Source organism: Mesorhizobium sp. WSM4808, from assembly GCF_055811675.1.
On the sequence record NZ_JBVVQX010000082.1, the window covers coordinates 1 to 367 of the forward strand.

1 pseudogene is annotated in these 367 nt (G+C 61.0%); it reads right to left on the reverse strand.

Annotated elements, in window-relative coordinates:
• Positions 1-262: pseudogene (locus AC0L2U_RS34775) on the reverse strand (hypothetical protein); the annotation flags it as partial.
• Positions 263-367: the final 105 nt, after the last annotated feature.

The following is a 367-nucleotide window of genomic DNA, read 5'->3' on the forward strand; positions in this document are numbered from 1 at the left end:
CATCGGAGGAGGTGGTCAGATCGACCAACGGAACATCGCGATAGGTGTCTGACAGCCTGGCGGTCGCTGGCGAGGCGGGTTCTGGAACCCTTGCCGGTAGTGCTGCCGCTGCAGCTTCCCTCATCCGACCGCGATGGACGAGCCAAAAGTCGTTGCGCCCTTCCGGCCTCTCGGCGGTGTAGCCGTGACCTTTGATCTCGTAGTTCCATTTCGGGTTTTCCGCATCCGGCAAGAGGCCATGGTGGTCCAAGGAAGAGAGCATTGCGTCTGGGACGCGTTGAGTCCCATGGGAGAAGCCTTTGGGGACGGCGAATGAGACGTCTATGGAGTTCTCGATGGCAGCGAGGGGTGCCTCAGACCTTGCGGA